The organism is Nocardiopsis tropica (genome assembly GCF_042660575.1).
GTDB classification, from domain to species: domain Bacteria; phylum Actinomycetota; class Actinomycetes; order Streptosporangiales; family Streptosporangiaceae; genus Nocardiopsis; species Nocardiopsis tropica.
On record NZ_JBHSUF010000008.1, the window covers coordinates 92220 to 110179 of the forward strand.

13 protein-coding genes are annotated in these 17960 nt (G+C 72.8%); 10 read left to right on the plus strand and 3 right to left on the minus strand.

Translation table 11 applies throughout. The features are described from left to right. Window positions 1-60 precede the first annotated feature (60 nt). The 6 genes from ACFQBR_RS14525 to ACFQBR_RS14550 all read left to right on the plus strand — a co-directional run bounded on the left by ACFQBR_RS14525 (window position 61) and on the right by ACFQBR_RS14550 (window position 7817). Window positions 61-2883 (plus strand): AAA family ATPase, encoded by a 2823-nt coding sequence (locus ACFQBR_RS14525; RefSeq protein ID WP_344179536.1) that lies wholly within the window; start codon window positions 61-63, stop codon window positions 2881-2883. Window positions 2884-2977: 94 nt separating this feature from the next. Further along, window positions 2978-3790 carry an ABC transporter ATP-binding protein gene (locus tag ACFQBR_RS14530; RefSeq protein ID WP_267947131.1) on the plus strand — a complete coding sequence of 271 codons (813 nt, stop codon included), beginning with the start codon at window positions 2978-2980 and terminating at the stop codon, window positions 3788-3790. Continuing rightward, on the plus strand, window positions 3787-4506 hold the full coding sequence (locus tag ACFQBR_RS14535) for an ABC transporter ATP-binding protein (protein WP_344179539.1): 720 nt from the start codon (window positions 3787-3789) through the stop codon (window positions 4504-4506). Before ACFQBR_RS14530 ends, ACFQBR_RS14535 begins: the two co-directional genes overlap by 4 nt. Before the next feature lie 11 nt (window positions 4507-4517). Then, a complete protein-coding gene (locus ACFQBR_RS14540) occupies window positions 4518-5369 on the plus strand; it encodes a branched-chain amino acid ABC transporter permease (RefSeq protein ID WP_267947129.1) in 852 nt (283 codons plus the stop codon). 2 nt (window positions 5370-5371) lie between these two features. After that, window positions 5372-6466 carry a branched-chain amino acid ABC transporter permease gene (locus tag ACFQBR_RS14545; protein WP_267947128.1) on the plus strand — a complete coding sequence of 365 codons (1095 nt, stop codon included), beginning with the start codon at window positions 5372-5374 and terminating at the stop codon, window positions 6464-6466. Between the two features lie 31 nt (window positions 6467-6497). Continuing rightward, window positions 6498-7817 carry an ABC transporter substrate-binding protein gene (locus ACFQBR_RS14550; protein WP_267947127.1) on the plus strand — a complete coding sequence of 440 codons (1320 nt, stop codon included), beginning with the start codon at window positions 6498-6500 and terminating at the stop codon, window positions 7815-7817. Window positions 7818-7919: 102 nt separating this feature from the next. Here ACFQBR_RS14550 and ACFQBR_RS14555 read toward each other — a convergent pair whose 3' ends face one another. Further along, window positions 7920-8846, minus strand: coding sequence for an alpha/beta hydrolase family protein (locus ACFQBR_RS14555; protein ID WP_344179612.1), 927 nt, complete (start codon window positions 8844-8846; stop codon window positions 7920-7922). A 392-nt stretch (window positions 8847-9238) separates the two neighbouring features. Between ACFQBR_RS14555 and ACFQBR_RS14560 the strand changes: the two genes are divergently transcribed. After that, window positions 9239-9682, plus strand: coding sequence for a ChaB family protein (locus tag ACFQBR_RS14560; protein ID WP_267950563.1), 444 nt, complete (start codon window positions 9239-9241; stop codon window positions 9680-9682). Between the two features lie 82 nt (window positions 9683-9764). Beyond that, entirely contained in the window at window positions 9765-11573 is a 1809-nt protein-coding gene (locus ACFQBR_RS14565) for a thiamine pyrophosphate-requiring protein (RefSeq protein ID WP_344179545.1), read from the plus strand. Between the two features lie 96 nt (window positions 11574-11669). Here the strand turns inward: ACFQBR_RS14565 and ACFQBR_RS14570 are convergent, their stop codons facing one another. Next, on the minus strand, window positions 11670-12524 hold the full coding sequence (locus ACFQBR_RS14570; RefSeq protein WP_267947125.1) for an SDR family oxidoreductase: 855 nt from the start codon (window positions 12522-12524) through the stop codon (window positions 11670-11672). Between the two features lie 229 nt (window positions 12525-12753). Here ACFQBR_RS14570 and ACFQBR_RS14575 point away from each other — a divergent pair, with 229 nt between their 5' ends. Further along, window positions 12754-14841, plus strand: coding sequence for a catalase (locus ACFQBR_RS14575; RefSeq protein WP_344179547.1), 2088 nt, complete (start codon window positions 12754-12756; stop codon window positions 14839-14841). Between the two features lie 22 nt (window positions 14842-14863). After that, complete coding sequence (locus tag ACFQBR_RS14580; RefSeq protein ID WP_344179549.1) at window positions 14864-15844, plus strand: TIGR03557 family F420-dependent LLM class oxidoreductase; 981 nt, start codon at window positions 14864-14866, stop codon at window positions 15842-15844. A 150-nt stretch (window positions 15845-15994) separates the two neighbouring features. Here ACFQBR_RS14580 and ACFQBR_RS14585 read toward each other — a convergent pair whose 3' ends face one another. Continuing rightward, window positions 15995-17413 carry a cytochrome P450 family protein gene (locus tag ACFQBR_RS14585; protein ID WP_267947122.1) on the minus strand — a complete coding sequence of 473 codons (1419 nt, stop codon included), beginning with the start codon at window positions 17411-17413 and terminating at the stop codon, window positions 15995-15997. Window positions 17414-17960: the final 547 nt, after the last annotated feature.

The window sequence follows — 17960 nt, forward strand, 5'->3', positions numbered from 1 at the left end:
ACGACCAGTGTGGACCTTCGCACCTGCCGTGACGGGGGGCCGCTGTGCGAATGTGAGCACGTGGAAGGCAGCGAACCCGAACCCCCGAACACCCGCCTCCGTGGCCGTGACACGGAGACGCGGGCCCTCGCCGACGCCCTGGGCGGCGCCAGGTCCGGACGGGGCACGGCCCTCCTCGTCTCCGGCGGTCCGGGCAGGGGGAAGACGGCCCTCCTCGACCACGCCCGCGGCGCCGCCGGTGGTTTCACCGTGCTCCACGCGGGGGGTATCTCCGACGAGGCGGGCCTCCCCTTCTCCGGACTCCAACGCCTGCTCCGCCCCCTCGGCGCCGAGGTCGACGGGCTCCCCGAGCCCTGGCGCCCGCTCCTCCGGGAGGCCCTCACCCGCGGCGCGGTGGCCGACGCCGACCGGCTCGCCCTCTACACGGCGCTGCCCGAACTCCTGTCCCGCACGGCCGCCGGGCGCGGTCGGCCGCTGCTGGTCTGCGTGGACGACGCCGACCGGCTGGACGCCCCCTCGCTGGAGGCGCTGTCCTTCACGGCCCGCCGGCTCGGCGGCACCCCGGTCGCCGCCCTGTTCACCGCGCGCGAGGGACACGGCAAGCCCGCCGGGGCGCGCCTGCCCGAGACCATGGGCGAGCCCACCCCCGACGCGCTCGTGCCCGGCATCGCCGAACTCCTCCTCGCCCCTCTGGAGGAGCGGGCGGTGCACGACATCCTCACCGACAGCGCTCCCGTCACCCTCGCCTCCGCCGTCCGCTCCTCCCTCGTCCGCGCCGCCCACGGCAACCCGGCCGCCGCCCTCGGCTACCTGCGCGGACTGGCCCCGGCGCAGCTCCTCGGCGAGGAGCCGCTGCCCGACCCGCCCCGCCTGCCCGGCCGCCTGCGCGGCGACTTCCTCGCCCCCTACCGCGACCTGCCCGAGCGGGCCCGCCACCTCCTCCTGCTCGCCGCGCTCAGCGCCGCGCCCCGCGTTCACCTGCTGCTCACCGCCTCCGGCGGGGCCGACACGAGCATCACCGACCTCGAACCCGCGGAGGAGCGGGGCCTGGTCCGGGTGGAGGGCGACGCCGTCGTCTTCACGGACCCCCTGACCCGCGAGGCGATCGCCCAGGACACCCCCGCCGGGCGGTTGCGCGACGCCCACCGGGCGCTGGCCGGGGCGGTGGACCCGGAGCGGGCACCCGTGGAGTTCTCCCTGCACGCCGCCGCGGGTACGAGCGCCCCCGACGCGGACCTGTTCGAGGCGGTGTCCGCCGCCGCCCGCCGGGCCAAGCGCCTGGAGGGCCGCCTCGCCGCCTCCCACGCGTTCGAGCGCGCCGCCTGGCTGTCACCGGACTCCGACGAGCGCGCCTGCCGCCTGACCACCGCCTCCTACGAGGCCTACATGGCGGGCCGCACCGAACGCGCCACCCGCCTGCTGTCGCAGGCGCGCCCCCTCGCGGTCTCCGACCGGCGCCGCGTCACCGTCGACTTCATCGACGCCCAGATCGCCATGCGCGGCGAGAACGCCCTCGACGTGGCCGAGCGGCTGTACACCGTCGGGCGCGAGCTCATCCCGCACGACCGCTTCCTGGCCCTGCGGGCGCTGGTCCGCTCCGCCGACTCCGCCTCCCTGGCCGGCGACGCCGGACGCCACGCCCGCGCCGCCGAGCTGGCGGTCTCCCTGGTCCGCACCGACGACCCGGCGCCGATGCGCCTGCTGTCGGCCTTCCTGGAGGGGTGCGTGATCTCCTTCCGGGGCGACTACCCGGGGTCCACGCCCCTGCTGCGCGAGGCCACCGGGCTGGCGGAGATCGCCAAGCCCTCCGAGCTGATCTGGGCGGGCATCACCGGGCTGCGGCTGGCCGACGCGCCCTTCGTGCGCGCGGCGACCTCCCGGGCGGCGGAGGTCGGCCGGGCGCGCGGCGAACAGGCCACCCTCCCGGCCGCTCTGGGGTTCCTGGTCTTCTCCGAGTTCTGGAGCGGCCGGTTCCCGTCCGCGGCCGGTACCGCGCTCACCGGCCTCAGGGTGTCCCGCGAGAGCGGGCAGACCATCTGGGCCACCCAGCACCTGGCGTCGCTGGCCATGATCGCGGCCATCCAGGGCGACGTGGACACCTGCCGGATCCGCGCCCGCGCGGTCGCCTCCCAGGCGGGCGAGAACAGCCTCGGGCTGGCGGCGGCCCTGGCGGCGTGGGCGCTCGCCGTACTGGAGCTGTCCCGGGGCAACGCGGCGGAGGCGTTCTTCCGGCTGCGCTCCCTCGTGCACTCCGCCCCCGGCCACGGCCACCCCACCATGCGGCTGCTGACCGCCCCGCACTTCGTGGAGGCCGCGGTCAGGATGGGTGAGACGGAGTGGGCCCGCACGTCCCTGGCCGGGTACCGGCGCTGGGCCGAGTCGGTGGGGAGCCCGAGCGCGCTGGCCCTGGCCGCGCGCGGTTCCGGGCTCCTGGCCACGGGCGACGAGGCGGCCGACCACTTCGAGAACGCCCTGGCCCTGCACCGGGCGTGCGGGGACGACGACGTCGAGCACGCCCGCACCCAGCTGCTGTTCGGCGCCTTCCTCCGCAGGGCGCGCCTGCCCGGCCGGGCCCGCGAGCACCTGAACAACGCGGTGGAGACCTTCGAGCGCTTCGGCGCGAGGCTGTGGGTACGGCAGACCCGTGCCGAGCTGCGCGCCATCGGCACCGCCGCGTCCGGACCCGACCCCGGGCCGCACGCGGCCGGCGAGCTGACCGCGCAACAGCAGCAGATCGCCCGCCTCGTCGCCGAGGGGGCCACCAACCGCGAGGTGGCCGCGCACATGTTCATCAGCCCGCGCACGGTCGAGCACCACCTGCGCGGCATCTTCCGCAAGCTCAACATCAGGTCCCGCGTGGACCTGGCCCGCCTGTTCAACTGACCCTCCGGTCCGACGGCCCCCGGGCCGCCGGACACCCCTGCCATACCAACTGGTCGGTACGGGTTTTCGGTCGGCAACCGCGAGAAAGGCAGCCATGACAACGACCGCAGCGGACCATCTCCTGAGAGCGGACGGGGTGACCGTGCGCTTCGGAGGCCTCACCGCACTCGACGACGTCGGGCTCCAGGTCGCGCCGGGGTCCGTCGTCGGCCTCATCGGCCCCAACGGCGCGGGCAAGACCACCCTGTTCAACGTCCTCTCCGGCGTGCTGCGGCCCACCGCCGGCACCATCACCTGGAAGGGGGCACCGCCGCCCGGCCGCAGGCCCCACCACCTCGCCCGCGCCGGCATCGCCCGCACCTTCCAGGGCCTCAACCTCTTCCCGATGATGACGGTCCTGGACAACGTCGTCGCCGGAGCCGACCGCCTCGCCGCCGGAGGGGCGTTCTCCCTGATCAGCGGTCTCGGACGGCACCACCGCGACGAGAGGGAGCTGCGCGCCCGCGCCCTCGCCGCCCTGGAGGGGTTCGGGATCGCCGAGCACGCGCACCGGCTCCCCGGCACCCTCCCCTACGGCCTGCAGAAGCAGGTCGCCCTGGCCCGCGCCTGCGTCGGCGAACCCGAACTCCTCCTCCTGGACGAACCCGCCAGCGGGCTGTCCGGGACGCAGATCGACGCCCTCGCCGAGCAGATCCGCGGCTTCAGCCGGGACATGGCCGTGGTCCTGGTCGAACACCACATGGACCTGGTCATGCGCGTCTGCGACCGCATCGTCGTCCTCGACTTCGGCCGGGTCATCTCCACGGGGACGCCGGAGGAGGTCCAGGCCGACCCCCTCGTCACCCGGGCCTACCTCGGCGCCTCCGACGACGCCGCCCCCGGCCACACGAACGGAGCCCCCCGATGACCGCGGCACCCCTTCTCACCGTCGAGGGGCTCAGCGCCTCCTACGGCGCCGTCCGGGCCCTCGACGGCGTCTCCCTCGCCATCCCCGCCGGCGGCATCTGCGCCGTGCTCGGCGCCAACGGCGCGGGCAAGACCACGCTGCTGCGGACCATCACCGGCCTCCACCCCTCCTCCTCCGGCCGGGTCCTCCTCGACGGGGACGACATCACCCGGCTCCCCGCGGAGAAGGCCATCACCCGCGGCCTCGCCCACGTCCCCGAGGGGGGCGGCGTCATCGCCGAGCTCACCGTCGAGGAGAACCTGCGCCTGGGCGGGCTGTGGCGGTCCGACCGCCGGGACAGGAGCACGTTCACCGAGGTCATGGAGCTCTTCCCGCCCCTGGCCGAACGGCGCGGCAAGACCGCGAGCACCCTCTCCGGCGGCGAGCGCCAGATGCTCGCCATCGGCCGCGCCCTCATGGGCAGGCCGCGGATCCTGCTCCTGGACGAGCCCTCGCTCGGGCTGGCGCCCCTGGTCACGCGGCAGATCTTCGGCCTCCTGCGCGACCTCCGGGACCGCACCGGGCTCACCGTCGTCCTCGTCGAGCAGAACGCCGCCGGGGCGCTGGCGGTCACCGACACCGGGTTCGTGCTCAACCAGGGGCGGGTCGTCGCCGAGGGCGCCTCCTCCGAACTGCTCTCCGACGACCGCACGCGCCACGCCTACCTGGGCTTCTGAGGAGCACCCCCATGACCCACTTCATCAACCTGACCCTCAACGGGTTGGCGACCGGGGCGGCCTACGCGGCACTGGCGCTGTCCCTCGTGATCATCTACCAGGCCACGCGCCTGGTGAACTTCGCCCAGCCCGCGCTCGCCCTGGTCGCGGTCTACACCGCCTACACCGTCACCGGGATCACCGGCTCCTACTGGCTCGGGTTCGCGGCCGCGCTGACGGCCGGGCTGGTCGCCGGGGCGGCGGTCGAGCGGTTCGTCATCAGGCCCATCGCCCGCGTCTCCCAGCTCAACGCCATCATCGTCACCCTCGGACTCCTCCTGGTCGTCCAGGGCCTGGTGGGCATGGTCTGGGGCAACGAGCAGCACGGGTTCCGGTACGCGTTCAGCTACGTGGGCCGCTTCGCCCCGTCCAGCGTGTTCGCCCTCGTGTCCGTCGGCGCCGTCGCCCTCCTGCTGTTCGCCCTCTACCGGTTCACCCCGCTCGGCCTGCGCATGCGGGCCGCCGCCTTCCACCCCGAGGCCGCCCGGCTCAGCGGAGTGCGGGTCGGCCTGATGCTCACCGCGGGGTGGGCCATCGCCTCCTGCATCGGGGCCCTCGCGGGCATGCTCGCCGGACCCCCGTTCATCTCCCCGAACGTGTTCGACGTCGTGTTCGTCTACGGCATCACCGCCGCCGTCATCGGCGGCCTGGACAACCCGTTCGGCGCCGTCGTCGGCGGGCTGCTCATCGGCCTCGGCATGTCCTACGTGTCCGGGTACGCCGGCCCCGAGCTGGCCACCCTCACGGCCCTCGCCATCGTCGTCGTCGTCCTGAGCGTGCGTCCCGACGGCATCCTGTCCCGTCCGACCGCGCGGAAGGTGTAGCCATGTCCTCGCCCACCGGAAAGAGCGCGGAACGCGCCACCGGCCCCGGCGCCCACGCCGCGGGAAGCCCCGACACGCCCCGCGGCCGGAGTCGGCGGACACTGCCCTCGCCGCTGCGCCACCTCCTGTTCGCGGCGCTCGGCCTCGCCGCGGTGACGGGCCTGCTGCTCGTCACCGGGGACCTCACCGCGCTGCGCCTGGCCGCCGTCGGCTACACCATGCTCGCCGTCGCGGGCCTGCAGCTGCTCGTCGGGGGCAGCGGCCAGGTGTCGCTCGGCCACGGGGCGTTCATGATGATCGGCGCCTACACGATGACGCTGCTCGTCCTCCACCAGCCGATGCTGCCCATCGCCGCGAACCTGCTGATCATCGTCGCCGTGTCGGCGGTCGCGGGCATCGCGGTCGGCGCGGCCACCGCCCGCCTCCACGGCCCCTACCTCGCCGGGGCCACCCTGATCCTGGCGGTCGGGCTGCCCGGGCTGACCCACCGCTACCACGAGTTCCTCGGCGGCAGCAACGGGCTCAACATCCGCACCGCCGGGGCGCCCCCGTTCCTCCAGGGGGTCTTCACCGACAGCGAGTGGAAGGCGCTCGTCGTGTGGACCACCGTCGTCATCGGCCTCGCCGTGCTCGCCACCATCTCCTCCGGCCGCCTGGGCCGCCGCATGCGCTCCCTGCGCGACGACGAGACGGCCGCCGCCATGGCGGGCGTCCCCGTCGGGAAGACCAAGGTGGTCGCGTTCGTCATCGCCTCCGCCGCGGGGGGCCTCGGCGGAGGGCTGCAGGCCTACGTGCTCGGCACCGCCACCCCCAGCAGCTTCACCCTCGTGCTCTCCCTGACCCTGCTCGCCGCCCTGGTGTTCGGCGGCATCGGCAGCCTGTGGGGCGCGCTCTGGGCGGCGGTCACCGTCGTCTACCTCCAGATCTGGGCCACCGACCTGGCCCGCTCCCTCGAACTCGGCAGGAACGTCGAGAACAACCTCCCGGTCGTGTTCTTCGGGATCGTCCTCATCCTCGTCCTGCGCTTCTGGCCCCTGGGGCTCCACGGCGCGCTCACACGCCTGGGCGCCCGGCTGCGGCCCCCCACGACCCGCTGATCCCTCCACCCCCCATCGAAGGAGAACCACCATGCGAAGAGGAACACCGGGCGTACTCGCCGCCGCCCTCGCGCTGACGGTCATGGCGACCGCCTGCACGGGCGCGGGCGAGGTCGCCGACGGCGGCGAGGTCGACCTGGACGTGTCGACCGGCGTCACCGACGACAGCATCGTCCTCGGCTCCCACCAGCCCCTGACCGGACCCGCCGCCCCCGGATACCTGGCGGTCTCCCAGGGGGCGAGGGCCGTGTTCGACTACGTCAACGCCCAGGGCGGCATCCACGGGCGCCAGATCGACTACCGGGTGGAGGACGACGCCTACGACCCGGCGCAGACCATCGACGTCACCCGCCAGCTGGTCCTGGAGGACGAGATCTTCGCGATGGTGGGCGGGCTGGGCACGCCCACGCACGGCGGCGTCATCGACTACCTCAACGACGAGGGCGTCCCCGACATCTTCCCGTCGTCCGGAGCCCTGGCCTGGAACAACACCGAGGAGCACCCGCTCACGTACGGCTGGCAGACCGACTACACGAAGGAGGCGAAGATCCAGGGCCAGTACATCAGCGAGAACTTCTCCGGCCAGAACGTCGGCTACCTGTACCAGAACGACGACATCGGGGAGGACTCCCAGGCGGGCCTGGACCAGTACCTCGCCGACGAGGTCGTCGCCCGCGAGCACTACGAGTCCGAGGTGTCCGACCTCAGCGCCCAGGTCGCCGAGTTCGAGCGCACCGAGGCCGAGGTGGTCGTCTGCTCCTGCATCCCGGCGTTCGTCGCCCTCGCCATGCTGGAGGCGGCGAGCATCGGCTACGAGCCGCAGTGGGTCATCTCCAGCATCGGCGGGGACACCGCGACCCTCCAGGGCCTGCTCGCCGAGTTCACCCAGGACACGGACGCCGAGGACGTCCCTGCCGACGCGTTCCTGGACGGCGCCCTCGTCACCAGCTACATGCCGCGTGTCGAGGACCAGGAGGACGAGTGGGCCCAGTTCTTCCTGGAGGTCTACGGGGAGTACGGCGAGGGCGAGACCGTCACCAACACCCACGTGTTCGGCATGACCCAGGCCGTCATGGTGGCCCAGGTCCTCAGGTCGGCCGGCCAGGACCTCACCCGCCAGTCGCTCGTCGACGCGATGGAGGCCCAGGAGTGGCAGGGGCCGGGCCTCCTGCCCTTCTCCTCCAGCGGTGGCGACCACGGCGGACACCAGGGCGTGTACGTCGTCCAGTACCGGGCCGGCGGCACCATCGAGATGGTCCAGGGCCCCCGCGTGACCGACCGTGAGGGCGGCGGCATCGAGGAGACCGACTTCGAGCGGCTGCCCCCGGAGGAGCTGGACTTCCACGACTGACCGGGGTCGGGCCGGTAGGACAGGGCGGTGGCCCGGAGGGAAGTCCCTCCGGGCCACCGCCTGCGTGCTCTCCGCCGTCCGGGCCGCGGGGCCCGGCCCGGGTCAGGACCCGTGCGGGCAGGAGTCCCGGTAGTCGGAGAAGTCCGTGCCGAACCCGGTGTCGGGCGCCGGGCACAGGAACTGCTCGTACCGCTCGTCCTCGTCCACGAACCGCTTCAGCCAGGAGATGCTGTACTTCGCGATCGCGGTGTTGGAGACGTTGGGCGCGAAGTGGGAGGCGCCCCGCAGCTCCAGGTAGGCCCTGTCCAGGTTGCCGGGCAGGCTCTCGTAGAACGGGATGGAGTGGGTCCGCACCGAAGCGACGCTGTCGTTCTCGGCGCCGATGACCAGCGTCGGGACCTCCATGCCGGACCAGCTCTTCTGGGTGTGCCAGGGGGTCAGCGGGATCGCCGCACGCAGTTCGGGTCGGTCGTCGGCGACCGCGAGCGTGCCGCCGCCGCCCATGGAGTGGCCCATCACCGCCAGGCGGTCGCCGTCCACGCGGTCGGCCACGTCGCTGTCCTCGACCAGGTAGTCCAGGGCCGCGTCCAGCTGGCGGCCCCGGCTGTCGGGCTGGTCGTAGCGGGTCGTGGTGTCGATGGTGAACACCACGAACCCCTGGGAGGCGATCCGGTGCCCGTACCAGGACATCGAGGACTGCCCGGCGGTGTAGCCCGGGGCGATGACCACGCCGCCGAACGTGCCCTCGCTGGTGTCGGTCGGGTAGTAGATCGTGCCACCGCCGAAACCGCTCACCAGGGAGGACACGGTGTCGGTGTCGGTGTCGAAGTGGCCCCGGACGGCGGTGACGCTCCGCTCGGTGGGGTCCGGGCCGCGCTCGTACTCACTGGCGGCCTGGGCGGGGGAGGCGAGACCGCCGGAGAGGCCCGCGACCAGTGCGAGGGCCATCGCCGACCGGGCGGCGAACCGGGCCGTCCGGGAGCGCGGACGGCCGGAGTCCTCCCGGAGTTCGGGGGAGGGGGGATTCATTGTCAGCACGTCGTTTTCCTTTTCTCGTGCAGCGGGAATCCGCGAGTCCTGGGGCGGACGCGGATCGGAGAACCATCAGGAAAGGAGATGTGCTCGGACGGGGGGTCCGGCCAGCTCCTACCGCGCCCTCTACGAAACCCGATAGGGGGTCGGGAAATCGAATGGGACCTGGTTCCGGGGAAATGTTTCTCCGTTAATTCACTATGAAGTCGACAGTGTGAACGTGCATCCGTTGGATCACCAGTGCCTGGGTCGGGGCAGGTCGGGCGGGGGGCGCCCGTTTCCGGGGCGCGCACGGCCGCCGCCGGGGGCGGTCCCCGGTGTTTTGCACGACCGCGTCCCGGGCAGGGCGGTGGGCACCGAGAACCAACGAGGATCGGGGAGTGAGGACAGTGCCTGGTGCGAAGGAACTCCCGGCGACCCTGAAGCGGTCACCGAAGAAGGCCCAGGACACCTGGATCAAGGCGCACGACTCCGCGGTGGAGGAGTACGGCGAAGGGGAGCGCGCCCACCGGGTGGCGATCGCGGCGCTCAAGCACAAGTTCGAGAAGCAGGGCGACCACTGGGTGCCCAAGCAGAGGTCGGGACCCTCCGACGCACAGGCCGCCAACCCGAAGGCCGGGCGCAACAGGGGCGGCAAGGACCTGCCCACCGCCGGCGGGGTGGACGCCAACGCCACGAAGGACCACCTCTACGGCCGGGCCAAGGAGCTGGGCATCCAGGGCCGCTCGTCCATGACCAAGCCCCAGCTCGTCGAGGCGCTCCGCAAGGAGAGCAACCGGCGGACCTCGGGCTCCGGGAAGAGCGGGTCCTCGAAGTCCCGACGCTCCTCCTGACACACCGCACCACCCGTACCACCCGCACCGCGGGCGGGCGGCCGTGCGCGCCGCGCGCCCGCGGGCCACACCTGGAGGCGAGATGGCCCAGAACGTCGCCGACCACCTGCTGCGCCGCCTGTCCGACTGGGGCGTCACCGAGATCTTCGGCTATCCCGGTGACGGCATCAACGGACTCGTGGCGCAGATGGGGCGCACGGAGGGCGCGCCGCGGTTCGTGCAGAGCCGGCACGAGGAGATGTCCGCCTTCGAGGCGGTGGGCTACGCCAAGTTCGGCGGCAGGTTCGGGGTCTGCCTGGCGACCGGGGGGCCGGGGGCGGTCCACCTGCTCAACGGGCTCTACGACGCCAAGCTCGACCACGTGCCCGTCGTGGCGATCGTGGGGCAGACGGCGCGCAGCGCCATGGGCGGCAGCTACCAGCAGGAGGTGGACCTCCACAGCCTGTTCAAGGACGTCGCCGGGGCCTACGTCCAGACGGTGACGGTGCCCGAGCAGCTGCCCAACGTGCTGGACCGCGCGATCCGCACCGCGCTCGCGGAGAGGACCCCCACGGCCGTCATCGTCCCCGCCGACGTGCAGGAGGCGGACTACTCCCCGCCCGGGCACGAGTTCAAGGAAGTGCCCTCCAGCAGGCCCGACCCGGACGCCGGACGGGGCACGGTGCTGCCGCCCGAGTCCGAGATGGACCGCGCGGCCGAGGTCGTCGAGGCCGGTGAGCGCGTGGCCCTCCTGGTGGGCCAGGGCGCCCGCGGCGCCGTCGACGAGGTCCTGCACCTGGCGGACCTCACCGGGGCGGGGATCGCCAAGGCCCTCCTGGGCAAGGACGTGCTGGACGACACGCTGCCCTTCGTCACGGGGTCCATCGGGCTCCTGGGCACCCGGCCGTCGTGGGAGCTGATGCGCGACTGCGACACCCTGGTCATCATCGGGTCCAACCTGCCCTACACCCAGTTCCTGCCGCCCTTCGGGCGGCGCGCGGTCCAGATCGACATCGATCCGAAGTTCATCGGCATGCGCTACCCGACCGAGGTCAACCTGGTGGGCGACGCCGCCGCCACCCTGCGCGCGCTGAGCGACCGGCTCTCCCCCGACGCCGGGCGCGACCGCGCGCGGCGCCGGTGGCGGGAGACCGTGGAGGACAACGTCGCCCGGTGGTGGCGTGTCCTGGACAGCCAGGCGCGGCTGGAGGCCGACCCGGTCAACCCGATGCTGGTCTTCCACGAACTCTCCCCGCTGCTGCCCGACAACGCCGTGGTGACCGCGGACTCCGGGTCGGCGACCAACTGGTACGCGCGCTTCGTCCGCCTGCGGCACGGTATGCGCGGTTCCCTCTCGGGAACGCTCGCCACCATGGGCTGCGCGGTGCCCTACGCGATCGGGGCCAAGTTCGCCGCCCCGGACCGGCCCGCCGTCGCCCTGGTCGGGGACGGGGCCATGCAGATGAACGGGCTCATGGAACTGCTCACCGCACGCCGGTACCAGCACCTGTGGGAGGACCCCCGCCTGGTGGTCTGCGTGCTCCACAACAACGACCTCAACCAGGTCACCTGGGAGCTGCGGGCCATGGGGGGCTCTCCCAGGACACCTTTCTCCCAGGACCTGCCGGACATGTCCTACGCGGACTTCGCCGAGTCCGTCGGGATGACCGGTATCGGCGTCGACCGGCCGGACCAGGTGGCGCCGGCCTGGCGCCGGGCGCTCGCCGCCGACGGGCCGGTGCTGATCGACGTCCGCTGCGACGGCAACGTCCCGCCCATCCCGCCGGAGGTGGAGTGGGACCAGCTCGTCGACACCGCGAGGGCGCTCGTGTCGGGCGACCCGGACGCGGCGGACGTCGTGCGCCGGGGGTTCGCCGCCAAGGCACGGGAGTTCCTGCCGGGCCGCGACTGAACGGGGGCCGCGGCGCGCGGCCGGGACGGGGCCCGGGACCGCACGGGCGGGGGCGGGGACCGCACGGTCCCCGCCCCGCGTCCGTCGGACCCGGGCTCAGCCGGCCTGGATCTCCCCTCCGGTGGGGGCCAGGGTCTCGCCCGAGTAGTACGACGACAGGCGGTCGCTGGCGAAGAACACGTACGACGGGGCGATCTCGTCGGGTTCGGCGGCCCGCCCCATCGGCGCCTGCTCGCCGAACCCCTCGGCGCCCTTCTCCCCGAGCGTGGCCGGGATGAGCGGCGTCCAGACGGGGCCGGGAGCGACGCAGTTCACCCGGATGCCGCGGTCGCGGAGCACCTGCGAGAGCGAGAGCGACAGGTTCATCACCGCGGACTTGCTCGCCGCGTAGTCGATGAGCGAGTCGTTGCCGCGCAGACCGTTGATCGACCCGGTGATGATGATCGAGCCGCCGTCGGGGATGTGCTCCAGCGCCTCGCGGACGGTCCAGAACACCCCCATCACGTTGACGTCGAACGTGCGGCGCAGCTGCTCCGTGGTCAGGTCGGTGAACTGCTCGACCGGCGACTGGGTGGCGGCGTGCTCCACGAGGACGTCGATCCCGCCGAGTTCCTCGACCGCGCGGCCGACCAGGTGGGAGCAGAACGACTCGTCGGCCAGGTCGCCGCGGATCCCCACGGCCTTGCGGCCCTGCTCCTGGACCAGGCCCACGGTGTGCTGGGCGTCGGCGTCCTCACTGAGGTAGCCGAAGACGACGTCGGCCCCCTCCTTGGCGAACGCCACGGCCACGGCACGGCCGATCCCGGAATCGCCCCCCGTGATCAGGGCGCGCTTGCCCTCCAGCAGACCGCGCCCCTCGTAGTCCCTCATCTCGTCCCTGGGCTGCGGATCCATCGGCTCGGTACGCCCCGGGTACGGCTGGCTCTGCGCGGGAGGTGGGGTCTCGGACATGGGCTTCTCCTCTCTCTGGCGCCTCGCGTGGGGCTCCCCCTACCCGGCTCCGCGCCCCTCCAACGCGGAACCCGTTCCCCGGTTCGGGCATCCGCGGACACGTCCGCGCGGGGCGGTGAACTCCCCTCCAAAAGCGGGACAACCATGTTTGGGGGTGGAGCGGCCCGGTCACCGTGAGTGGAGAAACCCCTCATGTCAGCACCTGAGGTCTCACCAACGGAGGACTTCCATGGACGACGCACGCACCGAGAAGGACCGTCAGCTCGATTCGGTGAGGACCGATTCCGCGCAACCGCTGACCACGGAGACCGGCGTGCGGGTGGGCGACACGGACAACTCGCTCAGGGCCGGCGCACGCGGCCCCACGCTCCTGGAGGACTTCCACGCCCGCGAGAAGATCACCCACTTCGACCACGAGCGCATCCCCGAACGCGTCGTCCACGCGCGCGGGGCGGGGGCCTACGGCCGCTTCCAGCCCTACGAGGGGCTCTCCGACCTCACCGCGGCCCACTTCCTGAGCGGTCCGGACGTGACCACACCGGTCTTCGTGCGCTTCTCCACGGTCGCCGGGTCGCGGGGCTCGGCCGACACGGTGCGGGACGTGCGCGGGTTCGCCGTGAAGTTCTACACCGAGCAGGGGAACTACGACCTCGTCGGCAACAACATGCCGGTCTTCTTCATCCAGGACGGCATCAAGTTCCCCGACTTCGTCCACGCGGTCAAGCCCGAACCCCACAACGAGATCCCGCAGGCGCAGTCCGCGCACGACACCCTGTGGGACTTCGTCGGCCTCCAGCCCGAGACCACCCACATGATGATGTGGCTGATGTCGGACCGGGCGATCCCGCGCAGCTACCGGACCATGCAGGGGTTCGGCGTGCACACCTTCCGGTTCGTCAGCGCCGAGGGGAGGGGCACCTTCGTCAAGTTCCACTGGAAGCCGCTGCTCGGCACGCACTCCCTCGTCTGGGACGAGGCGCAGCGCATCCAGGGCAAGGACCCCGACTTCAACCGGCGCGACCTGTGGGAGGCCATCGAGCGCGGCCAGTACCCCGAGTGGGAGCTGGGCGTGCAGCTCGTGGCGGAGGAGGACGAGCACGCCTTCGACTTCGACCTGCTGGACGCCACCAAGATCATCCCGGAGGAGGAGGTGCCGGTCCGGCCCATCGGGAGGATGGTCCTGGACCGCAACCCGGACAACTTCTTCGCCGAGACCGAGCAGGTCGCCTTCCACACGGCCAACGTGGTGCCGGGGATCGACTTCACCAACGACCCGCTGCTCCAGGCCCGCAACTTCTCCTACCTCGACACCCAGCTGCTGCGCCTGGGCGGCTCCAACTTCCAGCAGATCCCCGTCAACCGGCCGGTGGCGCCGGTGAGCAACAACCAGCGCGACGGCTTCGCGCAGCACCGGGTGCACCGGGGGCAGACCTCCTACTACCCGAACTCGCTGGGGGGCGGCTGCCCCGCGCTGGCCGACGAGGGCGTCTACCGCCACTACGCGGAGAAGGTCGAGGGCGGGAAGATCCGGGTGCGGAGCGAGAGCTTCGCCGACCACTACTCCCAGGCGACGCTGTTCTACAACAGCCTCGCCGACTGGGAGCGCGAGCACCTGGTCGCGGGGTTCCGCTTCGAGCTGGGCAAGTGCGAGGAGCTCGCGGTGCGCCAGCGTGTGGTCGCCAACCTCAACCACGTCGACCACGAGCTGTCGGTCCGTGTGGCCGAGGGGATCGGGGTGGAGCCCCCCGAGACGGAGGGGACGCCCAACCACGGACGCTCCTCACCGGCCGTCAGCATGGCCAACACCGCCTTCGGCTCGCTGACGGGCCGCCAGATCGCGGTGCTCGTCGCCGACGGCGTGGACGCCGCCGCCGTCCACGCGTTCCGGGACGGCCTCGTCTCCGAGGGCGCGGTGGTGGAGCTCCTCGCCGCGACGGACGGCGCGGTGCGCGCCGGCGCCGGGGACCCCGTCACCGTGGACCGCGCCTACACGACCGTGTCCTCCGTCCTGTACGACGCGGTCGTGGTGCCGGGAGGGCCCTCCTCCGCCGAGTCCCTGGCGCAGGACGGCGTGGCCGTCCACTTCGTCCTGGAGGCGTACAAGCACCACAAGGCGGTGGCGGCGGTGGGCGAGGGCACGCGTCTCCTCGCGTCCCTGCCGGTCCCGGAGGGGACCTTCGCACCCGCCGGGGGCACGCGCACCGAGCTGGGGGTCGTCGTGTCGGAGACGGCGGGCGACGACTGCGTCGCGGAGTTCGCGCGGCTGGTCGGGGGACACCGGATCTGGGACCGGCCGACCGCGGCGGTGCCGGCCTGACGAGGGGAGGGACGACGACACCATGAAGGTGGGCTTCAAGCTGTTCGCCGAGGGCTTCGGGCCCCGCGAGATCGTGGAGCAGGCGGTCCGCGCGGAACAGGCCGGTTTCGACTTCGTCGAGGTCAGCGACCACTTCCACCCGTGGCTGTACAGCCACGGCCACTCGGGTTTCGTGTGGTCGATGCTGGCCGCCATCGCGGAGCGGACCGAGACCATCGGCCTGGCCACCGGGGTCACCTGCCCGATCCTGCGGGTGCACCCGGCGATCGTCGCGCAGGCCGCCGCCACCACCGCCCTCCTGTCCGAGGGGCGGTTCAGCCTCGGGCTGGGCTCGGGGGAGCGCCTCAACGAGCACGTCGTCGGCCGGGGCTGGCCCAACGTCACCACGCGCCACCGGATGCTGCGCGAGGCGATCGACATCATCCGGCTGCTCTGGTCCGGCGGCTACCACTCCTACGAGGGGAAGCACCTGGTCCTGGAGGACGCCCGTGTGTTCGACCTCCCCGACGAGCCGCCGCCGATCATCGTGGCGGCCGGGGGCGAGCAGGCCGCCCTGCTCGCCTCGGAGCTCGGCGACGGGCTGTTCTGCACCGAGCCCGACAAGGCGCTCACCCGGGCGTACGGCGAGAGCGGCGGCGTCGGCCCGCGCTACGGCGAGGTGCCGCTGTCCTGGGCCGCCGACGAGGGCGAGGCGCTGGACTCGGCGCGCGAGGTCTTCCGCTTCGGCCTGCTGGGGTGGAAGGTGCAGGCCGAGCTGCCCAACCCGGTGAACTTCGAGGCGGCCACCGCCCTGATCGACCGGGAGGCGATGCGCGACGCGTTCGGCTACGGGCCGGACCCGGAGCGCCACCTGGAGGCCGTGCGCCAGTTCGCCGAGGCCGGTTTCGACCACCTGTGCCTGGTCAACGCGGGGCCGGACACGGAGGGGTTCTTCACCTTCTTCGAGGAGGAGCTGGCCGGGCCGATCCGGCGGATGTGCGGTCGGGCCGGCCCGGCGGCGTGAGCCGCGCGGCCGGGCTCCGGCGGCCCCGGGGGTGCGGGCCTCCCCGGGGCCGCCGTGCGTCCCGCGTCGGCCCGCTCCGGGGGAGGGGCCGACGCGCCCCGCGCCCGGAAGGTGCCCGGCCGCGCACGAGGGGCCCGGAGGGCGCCGCGCCTACCCGCGCAGGCCCCGCCACCAGAGGAGGAGCCGGTCGAGCAGGTCGCCCTCCTGCCCGTCCTCCTCCCCGGCGGACGACCGCCGGCCGTCCCGGTGCCGGGACGCCGACTCGTCCCCGGCGGCCGGATCCGGGGCGGAGGGCTCGCCCGGGACGAAGACGACAGGCAGCTCGCGCAGTCCGCGCAGGAACGGCGAGGGCGTCCAGCGCAACTCCTCCGGGTCGACCGCCAGGCGCATGCCCGTCAGCCTCTCGTGCAGGATGGTGACGGCCGTCGCCGCGATCATCTTGGCCATCTCGCGCGCCGGGCAGGCGTGCGCACCCGCGCCGAACATCAGGTGCGCGCGGCTGCCGCTCGCCACCCCCGTGCCGTCGTCCTCGCCCCGCCGCACCGCGGGGTCGCGGTGGGCGGCGTCGAACCCGATCAGCAGGGCGTCGCCCGCCCGGACCTCGGCGTTGCCGATGCGCATGTCCTGGAGGGCGAAGCGGGCGGGGAGGATCTGGAAGGGCGTGTCCGTCCACATGACGTGGTCCAGCAGTTCCTGGACCGGCAGCCGGGCGTCGGTGTACGCCCCGCGGATGCGGTCCTCCGTGAGCAGTGTGCGCAGCGTGTTGCCGATGAGGTGCGTCGTGGGCTGGTGGCTGGCGTTGTTGATGAGGGCCGCCTGGTGGGCGACCTCGTGCCCGCTCAGGCCCGAGGGGTGCTCCAGGATCCACGACACCAGGTCCGGTCCGGGGTGCTCGCGCTTGCGGTCGACCAGCCCGGAGAAGTACTGGTGGACGCGGCCGATGGCGTCCTCGCCCCGCTTGGCGTCCTCGTCGAAGATGAGGGCCGTGAGGTCGCCGAGCATGTGCCCGTAGCTGTCGGAGAGCCCGTACAGCCGGTTGATCACCAGCACGGGCAGCGGGTTGGCGTACTGGGCGACGAGATCGGCTCTGCCCTCGGCCACGAAGGCGTCGATCAGTTCCTCGCAGAGCTGCCGGACCATGCGCGAGGTGGCGGCCATGTCCACCCTGGCCAGGGCTTCCACGACGGCTCCGCGGAGCCGCGTGTGCTCGGCCCCGTCGGCGTAGAGGACGTTGGGGCGCCAGGACAGGGCGGGCCGGGCCGAGGCGAGGTCGACGCGGCCCTCGGCCACCTCGCGCCACCGGCGGGTGTCCCGGGAGAACATGTGCGGGTTCTGGAGGACGGTGAGGTTCTCGTGGTAGCCGAGGAGCAGCCAGGCCCGTACCCCGGTCTCCAGTTCGACGGGTGCGACGGGGCCGTGCCGTTCGCGCAGCGCGGCCCAGAGCGCGTCGCGCCCGGTGTCGGGTGTGGTCCCGTACAGGCGGGTGATATCGGCCGGGCACCCCCGGGGGGGCATGGAGCCGGGGGCTCCGGGCGGGGCGGTTTCGTCGCCGGGTCGGGTGGTCGTCATCGGGGTCGCGGTACCCGGGGGTCACGGGAGCCGCTTCCCTCCCTTCGAGGAGACGTTGTGTTTCTTTGGTGTCGGGGGAGGGGGAGCGGGGACGGTCTCGGCCGCAGGCGGGAAGGGCGGGCCGTGGCCGGGTTCCGGGACCGCATTCCCCGGAGGCGTGGCGACCGGGGGCTGAGATCCTGGTCGTGGCATTCTAGGAGGGTAATAGATCTGTTTTCAACACCCTCAGAAAAATGCGCGGATCAGGACTTTCGGCACCAGGATAAAACGGCCAGAGAGAACAAATGTATTTTATATGCCGTTAATGCGTTTTCGGTGGCACGCGGGGGGTTCGTGGCCGTGGGCGGGCCGGTCCGCTGCCCCATCCTTCCACGGGGCCCGGACAGTTCCGGATGTCCGGCCGGCGCCCCCGGGAAAGGTCGTGCGAGGGGCTGTCGGAACACCCCGATTTGTCACTGTCGTTCCGTAGTGTTCTCCATGTGAGCGATCGATGGAGTACCGACGACGTATGGGCTCTGGCTCCGGACCCCTCCTCCCAGAAGGCCGC

What these genes read in the sequence shown, in the direction of transcription:
- ACFQBR_RS14530 (WP_267947131.1), top strand. Translation starts at nt 2,978, where the DNA reads ATGACAACGACCGCAGCGGACCATCTCCTGAGAGCGGACGGGGTGACC.
- ACFQBR_RS14535 (WP_344179539.1), top strand. Translation starts at nt 3,787, where the DNA reads ATGACCGCGGCACCCCTTCTCACCGTCGAGGGGCTCAGCGCCTCCTAC.
- ACFQBR_RS14540 (WP_267947129.1), top strand. Translation starts at nt 4,518, where the DNA reads ATGACCCACTTCATCAACCTGACCCTCAACGGGTTGGCGACCGGGGCG.
- ACFQBR_RS14545 (WP_267947128.1), top strand. Translation starts at nt 5,372, where the DNA reads ATGTCCTCGCCCACCGGAAAGAGCGCGGAACGCGCCACCGGCCCCGGC.
- ACFQBR_RS14550 (WP_267947127.1), top strand. Translation starts at nt 6,498, where the DNA reads ATGCGAAGAGGAACACCGGGCGTACTCGCCGCCGCCCTCGCGCTGACG.
- ACFQBR_RS14555 (WP_344179612.1), bottom strand. Translation starts at nt 8,846, where the DNA reads ATGAATCCCCCCTCCCCCGAACTCCGGGAGGACTCCGGCCGTCCGCGC.
- ACFQBR_RS14565 (WP_344179545.1), top strand. Translation starts at nt 9,765, where the DNA reads ATGGCCCAGAACGTCGCCGACCACCTGCTGCGCCGCCTGTCCGACTGG.
- ACFQBR_RS14570 (WP_267947125.1), bottom strand. Translation starts at nt 12,524, where the DNA reads ATGTCCGAGACCCCACCTCCCGCGCAGAGCCAGCCGTACCCGGGGCGT.
- ACFQBR_RS14575 (WP_344179547.1), top strand. Translation starts at nt 12,754, where the DNA reads ATGGACGACGCACGCACCGAGAAGGACCGTCAGCTCGATTCGGTGAGG.
- ACFQBR_RS14580 (WP_344179549.1), top strand. Translation starts at nt 14,864, where the DNA reads ATGAAGGTGGGCTTCAAGCTGTTCGCCGAGGGCTTCGGGCCCCGCGAG.
- ACFQBR_RS14585 (WP_267947122.1), bottom strand. Translation starts at nt 17,413, where the DNA reads ATGACGACCACCCGACCCGGCGACGAAACCGCCCCGCCCGGAGCCCCC.